This window comes from Companilactobacillus insicii (genome assembly GCF_003946015.1).
Lineage (GTDB): Bacteria > Bacillota > Bacilli > Lactobacillales > Lactobacillaceae > Companilactobacillus > Companilactobacillus insicii.
This window is the reverse complement of record NZ_RHNU01000058.1, coordinates 1-7,545: the sequence shown is the minus strand read 5'-3', so window position 1 is coordinate 7,545 and position 7,545 is coordinate 1. Positions and strand designations below refer to the sequence as shown.

Genomic DNA, 7,545 nt, shown 5'->3' with positions numbered 1-7,545 from the left:
GGTCCTTTTTCTATCCAGAAATTTAGACAATAAAAAAACTGGTATTGGCTTTCACCAATACCAGAAAGTTTAGACCCAATGATTTCAGCATCAGGCTATTTGTTTTGTAACTGTAATGTAATCAAATCTTTATATCATGTAATAATTAACGCGGTATAGTTTAATTGGAAGAACTAGGGGGAATAATATATATGAGTAAAAAAATAAATAGGGATGTGCTTTGGCTTTTGAGCTTGATTTCTGTGTTCTTTGGTATATTACTTATTTCAAGTAACTCTACTGAAGTAAAGGCTCAAACGGTTAATGATTACATTATAAGTAACAAGATACAACCAGTATCAATTCAATACCGTGAAGGTACTTTTAACGACTGGTTTGGTTATGAAAATGGTGTTGGTAAACCAGAAGGTGTCGTTGTTCACGAAACTGCTGATTACAACGCTACAGCTGAAAATGAAGTATCATTTTTCAATCGTGACTGGCCAAGAATTCAAAGTTATGTTCATGCTTTTGTGGATAATAATGAAATTATTAATATTCACAGTGCAGATTATGGTGTTTGGGGTGCTGGTCCTACTGCTAATAATAAGTACATTCAAGTTGAATTGTGTGAGACACATACACAAGATGCATTTGCTAGATCAATTGCAAATGATGCATATTATGTTGCTGCTAAGTTGATTCAATACAACTTACCAGATATCCCTGGAAAAACTGTCGTATCACATGATCAAGTAAGCAAGATGTATCATGAGACTTCTCATACTGATCCAGTAGGATTCTTTGCTTCTATGGGTTATAGTATGGATCAATTTAATGACTTAGTCATCACGTACTACAATAACTTGAAGAACTTTGGCAGTGTTTATAATAATACAGGTAGCAATACAAATGCTGGTAATAATAATAATTCTTCCTCATCAGCCAATGTATTGCGTGTAAATAATTCTAATGGTGATTATGTTCCTATCATGGCACTTAGAACTGATGGTACTTTTGCCAGAGTAACTAACCGTGCTTTGATGAACAACACTGACTGGCAAACTGACAAAACAAGAGAATATAATGGAGTAACATATCGTCGAGTTGCTACGAATGAGTGGGTAGCAACTACATATGTTGTTTAATTGCCTTTAATACAACATCAGAATATAATTCAGCCGTAATACAAATATAGAAGGTGAATTGTTATGAAAATGGTTAACTACCTTCGGATTTGGTGTGGAATTATTTTAGTTATTACGATTGGTGCAGTATTATTTAAGGGATTTGATTCTCAATTTAGTTTGTTTATGTTTTTCTTATGTGCACTATTTGCTTCTTTGACTGGTTATTTGTTAAGAAAAGAAAAAAATAAAAAAAGTACATAACAGAACCTCGAGTCCACAAAAAATGCCCTCCGTATTTACTTAGTAAATGTGGAGGGCATTTTTTGTTATTAATTGCGCTTTGTAATGAAATAACCACTAATTGTTGAGATGAGTTTATATATACCCAAACCTGCCATAATGGCAATTATTGGCAAAAATTCAATTCTGTAGCGGCCTTGTACTTCGATTATCAGATTGGCAACTGCAAATGCCATAAGTGGTAGTAGTAGTAAATAAAATCTGTCATCGAATTTATTTTTGAACATTGCTAGGGAACCAATCCACGAAAATATTATTAGAATAATTGAACCTAGGTACGCTAGATAATTAATTATTTCAACTGTCTTTTGCGAGTGGTTCTGTGAGTAATTGGTGAAGTCTGTGGCCAGTGTTCTTGATGACCATAATGTCTGAGTCTTGTTTATAAAAAGCTTGATCCAGGCATTATTATCATTAAGATATTTAATCTCTTTTTTCAATTGTTTCTTTTCAACTTTGCTCATTTCAGCACGGGACTTACTTGGATCAATAAATTTATTAAGTTCATTAGAATAAGTTCCACCAGATTGATAATTCAAACCAGTTAAAAATTTCCATTCCGGATCATGATTTGATAATCCATATTCATTGATACCAGAAGCTTTTATACCAACACCAGCAAGAGTGAATAGGATGAAATATATTGCTAAAGTAAGCAGAATTTTGAATCCGGATTTATAATTTTTGTGTTTCATTAGGATGTAAATAAGAGCATATACTATGATACCAGCAATAATAACGGGACCAATTGGACGAATCAAGCATCCCGCAGCTAATGAAACACCAGCTAAAATGTAACTCCAATTTTTGTCTTGAAATAATAACCAAAAAGTAACTAGGTATAGAAGCGAACCAAGATACTGATTATCAGCTTGGCTATTCAAAGCAAACCAGTCTAGATCAATCATTAATAATAGGACGGATAAACGAGCAATTTTTATATTATTAAATATTTTGTATGCTAATGAGTATGTGACCAATAGTATTAGTACTTGATAGATAACATTTAGTAGTTGAACGGCGATTATGTTATAACCAAATATCTTTATAACTCCTAAAATGTAAGCCATGAAGCCAGATTGATAAGCATATTTGGAGAAGTAGTCATTATCAGTCTGGTAGAGTTTGTCACCTTGGAAATATCCTGGAGCACGACTCCAAAAATTACCGAAATCACTCCATTGTGCATTTGGTACGCTCAAGGCCCATATAAGTGCCGTCACTCCAAATATTGTTAACAACGAAATAAGTATAATGTTATTAGTCTTTTTATTGTCGGTTCTAATACGAATCAGTATGTATCCGAATAATGTAATAATGGCAAGAAAGAATAAAAAGATAAGGACATTTTTTGCCGCGCCTTGGTTTAAGAAATTTTGATGATAATATGTCAGCATTAATAGAAATACCATACTAGTAAATATTGCAACGCATGACAAAATTATCTTACTAATGACACTTTGAATTTTAGCGATGATTTTCTCCTTTTTGTGGACATTAATTCTATAAGAAAAAGTTTTGTTCCTAATATTGAATTAATATATGAATAAATTACTGTTATATATTAGCATAGTGTTGTTTGTATTGAATATAGTGCCATGTTTATATTTTATACCTTTTGTATATTTAAGATGCTATCCATTAATTGTAACCAATGTACCCTAGAACAATTTTAGCTTCAGTTTAAAATCGTTGACAAGTAATTATTAAGGACTTATTCTTGCGGCATTAAAAATAAATGAAATATCAGCTATTAAGTGGAGAAGTAGTTGAATTCAACAAATTACAGGGAGCCGCACTAATTGAGAAGTGGTATTTGTAATCCGATGAAAGTAGCCATGGAGCTGGTTATGCGAACGTAAGCAAGCATTACATGGGTGCACCCATTATTGTGCTACGTATAATTTATACGTGAAGAGATGAAGTTTGTAAGAACCTCATGAAGCAAGGGTGGTACCACGCAAAAGCGTCCTTTGAAAATCTTAATTGATTTTCAAAGGGCGTTTTTTTCATTTAGAAAGGAAGAAATGTATATGAAATATTTGAATGAAAAATTATCGATTAAACATTATATAATTATTGGATCCATGCTTTTTGGAATGTTTTTTGGTGCAGGAAATTTAATTTTTCCAATTCATTTAGGACAATTATCAGGTGGGCATTGGTTCAGTGCCGGACTGGGATTCTTATTGACGGGAACATTATTGCCATTAATGGGAATAATTGCTATTAGCGTCACTAAGTCTAAGGGCATTTATGATTTGGCCAAGCCAATTGGTCACCGTTATGCCGTTACATTTATGATTCTAACGTGTGCTACTTTAGGACCACTATTTGCAACTCCTAGAACAGCTACCACACCTTTTGAGATTGGTATAGCGACTCACGTAGCAGCTAGTCAGGAACACTGGTATTTACTGATATACTCGTTATTATTTTTTGCTACTGCCTGGTGGGCATCACGTAAGCCTAGTGGAATCATTGATTCAATCGGAAAAATTTTGAATCCAGTATTTTTAATATTGTTAGCAATTATTTTTGCTATAGCATTTATACATCCTATGGGAAGCGCATCTGTGGAGCATATTACCGGTGCATATCAGAGTGGTTCGTTTCTAAATGGATTTTTACAAGGATATAACACAATGGATGCATTAGCGGCCTTGTTATTTGGAATAGTAGTTGTCAGCTCCATTAAGGAATTAGGTCAACGTGATCCGGTTTCGGTAGCTAAAACAGCCGCAAAATCGAGTTTACTTAGTATCTCGCTAGAGGCATTTATATATTTATGCTTGATTTGGATTGGTGCCACTTCATTAACACATTTTAAAATTTCAGCTGATGGAGGAATTGGATTATCACAAATATCGAATTATTTAATGGGTACACCAGGAGAAATAATTTTGGCAATTATGGCAACCATAACATGTTTGACCACTGCAGTTGGGCTGACATCAGCATTTTCAGAAGCATTACATGACAAGTTTCCAAGTGTTTCTTATGGAACTTGGAATTTAATTTCATGTATTACATCTTTTTTGATAGCTAATATTGGCTTGCAACAAATAATTGCTTGGTCAACACCGATGCTTATGTTTTTATATCCATTGGCGATTACATTAATTATTTTATCTATCGGGTCACCATTATTTGATGGAAATCCTCTAGTTTATCGACTAACGACAGGATTTACTATAGTTCCAGCCTTGTTAGATGCACTAAATTCGGCACCTGCTGTTATTTCTAAACAGCCTTTGTCACAGTTTATTTTGAAATGGGATCAAGTTTATTTGCCATTTGCAAAACTTGGTATGGATTGGTTATTACCAGCATTGATTGGGCTATTAATAGGCCTTACAATACATTATTTACAACTGATATTTAAACATTCCAAATTTAATATTGGGAGCTAGGTAACAGAGATATGGAGATGAAGTCAATAGGATTTCATCTTTTTTTATTGAGAAAATTTCTTGTCAAGTACTTGAAATTTAGCAAAAAGGTCTAATTAAATTTATCATTGATTATCACGTGATAAACATATTAGAATGGTAATTGCAGATTCAAAACAGTCTAAATTGAATTAGATTATATCAAAATTTAATTCCTAAATTTTTTTAAAAGAAAAATAAATTTATGGATGTCACGATTGACGCCAATTACGGTTCAAAAAATCAGGTTCACCACTTTGTTTAACAAATACCACATCTTGTTATATAATCCGAGATGAGATACCGTATATAGTGTTATTTACAAACAAATGGAGTGAAGCAATATGATGAACTTACTGAGAAAAATCAAATTAGATGATGAATTTATTGATGAAATAAAAGAGACAGTTAAGCCACACTGGGGTGAGCTCGGATGGGTCACTTACAAGCGTACTTATGCACGTTGGATTCCAGAATTAGGACGTACTGAGAATTGGTCAGAAACAGTTAAACGTGTGGTTGAGGGTAACATCAATCTTGATCCCCGTTTGAAAGATGATTCGTTAACTGAAGAACAGTATCAAGGATTGGTTAATGAAGCAAAGGAACTTTATAAATTAGTTTATGGATTAGCAGCAACTCCTTCAGGTAGAAATCTTTGGATTTCAGGTACTGAATATCAAGATCGTAACGGAGATGCCTTGAATAATTGTTGGTTCATTGCTATCAGACCACAGAAGTATGGTGACAGTCATATTCTTCCTAGTTATTTGGATGAGAATCAAGTTGCTGTATCAATGCCATTTTCATTTATGTTCGATCAATTGATGAAGGGTGGCGGTGTTGGTTTTTCTGTTGTTCCTGACAACATGAAGAAAATGCCAGTAGTTGATAAGAAGATTAACTTGAAGGTCCTTATTAGCAAATCTAGCGCTTCTTATGAAGATTCTATTAAAGCAGGTGCAATTGATCGTGAAGAGTACTTAAAAGATCATGCTGCTGATGACAATCGCTTCTATAAACTACCGGATACACGTGAAGGTTGGGTAATTGGAAATGCCAATATGGTCGATGCTCATTTTGCCTCCACTAATTCTGAAGATGTGAACGATGTTGTCTTAGATATTACTGATATTCGTCCTAAGGGTGCTAAGATCAAAGGATTCGGTGGTACAGCATCAGGTCCTGTTCCATTGATTGAAATGTTTTTTGATATTAACGAAGTTTTGAATAATGCCGTAGGAAGACAGTTAACATCAGTTGATTGTACTGATATGGGTAATTTGATAGGTAAAACAGTTGTCGCTGGTAATGTTCGTCGCTCAGCTGAATTGGCACTTGGTGGAGCAACAGACAACGACTTTATTACTATGAAACAAGATCAAGAAAAACTATATCATCACCGCTGGGCATCAAATAATAGTGTTTCAGTTGATTCTAAATTTACAAAGTATCAACCGATTGCTGATTCAATTGTTCATAATGGTGAACCAGGAATTGTTAACCTAGAATTGTCACGTAATTATGGTCGTATTGCGGATGGTTATCAACCAGGAATTGACGATGCTGTCGAAGGAACTAATCCATGTGGTGAGATTTCTTTGAGTAACGGTGAGCCTTGCAACTTGTTTGAAGTATTCCCAGTTATTGCTGAGAAGCAGGGATGGGAATTGGAAGAGGCCTTTGCTTTGGCAGCCAGATATACAAAACGTGTTACATTTAGTAACTATGATTGGGAAGTTTCTCGTAAAGCTATTCAAAAGAATCGCCGTATTGGTGTTTCTATGTCAGGTATTCAAGATTGGATCTTGAATACATTTGGCAATCGTGTTGTTGCTGGTTTTGAAGATACTAAAGATCAAGACGGTGTTGCTATTAAGAAGCCTATCTATGATCAAAGAATTGTCAAAAGATTCGATGATTTGTATCATTCTGTAGTTAAATCAGATGAGAAGTATTCTGACGAATTGCACTGCAATACTTCAATCAAACACACAACTGTTAAACCATCAGGTACTGTTGCAAAACTAGCAGGTGTTTCTGAAGGAATGCACTTCCATTACGCTGGTTACTTGATTCAAAGAATCAGATTCCAAGACAGTGATCCGCTACTACCTGCACTTAAAGCATGTGGTTATAAGATTGAACCTGATATTTATACAAAGCACACGATGTGTGTAGAGTTCCCAGTTAAAGCCGTTAATGCTGATAATCCTAACTTTGCTTCGGCGGGAAATGTTTCGATTGCTGAACAATTCGCTACACAAGCATTCTTGCAAACATATTGGTCAGACAATGCTGTAAGTTGTACAGTTACATTCCAACCTAATGAAGCTAAGGAAATTGCACCATTGATGTATCAATATAGACATACAACAAAGTCAACTTCACTACTTCCATATAGTGGTGGCGAGTTGAAGCAAGCTCCTAAGGAACCAATTAACAAGAAGATTTATACAGAACGTGAATCAATGATTAATGGTAATGTTGCTAAGAAATTTGCCGAAATGAATGATAATCATGACAAGAAAGATATTGCACTTGTTGATCAATCTGATTGTGAAAGTGGAGCATGTCCAATTAAATAATAAATAATTAAATAAAGACTCTAAATCAATAAAATTTTTAGGCTCTTTGTCAAATAGTATTGATGAATGATTTTTGGCCTATGGGCATCCTCAATGAGGATGCCTATTTTTATGCAC

General features: G+C 34.3%; 5 protein-coding genes and 1 other annotated feature. Of the genes, 4 read left to right on the top strand and 1 reads right to left on the bottom strand.

Going from position 1 to position 7,545, the window contains the following annotated elements; genetic code table 11:
- Window positions 1-191 precede the first annotated feature (191 nt).
- A complete protein-coding gene (locus tag EKM79_RS11965) occupies window positions 192-1,127 on the top strand; it encodes a peptidoglycan recognition protein family protein (protein WP_125569099.1) in 936 nt (311 codons plus the stop codon).
- Between the two features lie 63 nt (window positions 1,128-1,190).
- Window positions 1,191-1,370, top strand: coding sequence for a hypothetical protein (locus EKM79_RS11960; RefSeq protein ID WP_125569097.1), 180 nt, complete (start codon window positions 1,191-1,193; stop codon window positions 1,368-1,370).
- Window positions 1,371-1,438: 68 nt separating this feature from the next.
- Here EKM79_RS11960 and EKM79_RS11955 read toward each other — a convergent pair whose 3' ends face one another.
- Window positions 1,439-2,821 (bottom strand): glycosyltransferase family protein, encoded by a 1,383-nt coding sequence (locus tag EKM79_RS11955; protein ID WP_246005698.1) that lies wholly within the window; start codon window positions 2,819-2,821, stop codon window positions 1,439-1,441.
- Window positions 2,822-3,152: 331 nt separating this feature from the next.
- Window positions 3,153-3,386, top strand: a binding site (T-box leader).
- A gap of 56 nt (window positions 3,387-3,442) precedes the next feature.
- Between EKM79_RS11955 and brnQ the strand changes: the two genes are divergently transcribed.
- Window positions 3,443-4,822, top strand: a complete 1,380-nt coding sequence (gene brnQ / locus EKM79_RS11950; protein WP_125569093.1) for a branched-chain amino acid transport system II carrier protein — start codon at window positions 3,443-3,445, stop codon at window positions 4,820-4,822.
- A gap of 365 nt (window positions 4,823-5,187) precedes the next feature.
- Window positions 5,188-7,428 (top strand): ribonucleoside-triphosphate reductase, adenosylcobalamin-dependent, encoded by a 2,241-nt coding sequence (nrdJ, locus tag EKM79_RS11945; protein WP_125569101.1) that lies wholly within the window; start codon window positions 5,188-5,190, stop codon window positions 7,426-7,428.
- Window positions 7,429-7,545: the final 117 nt, after the last annotated feature.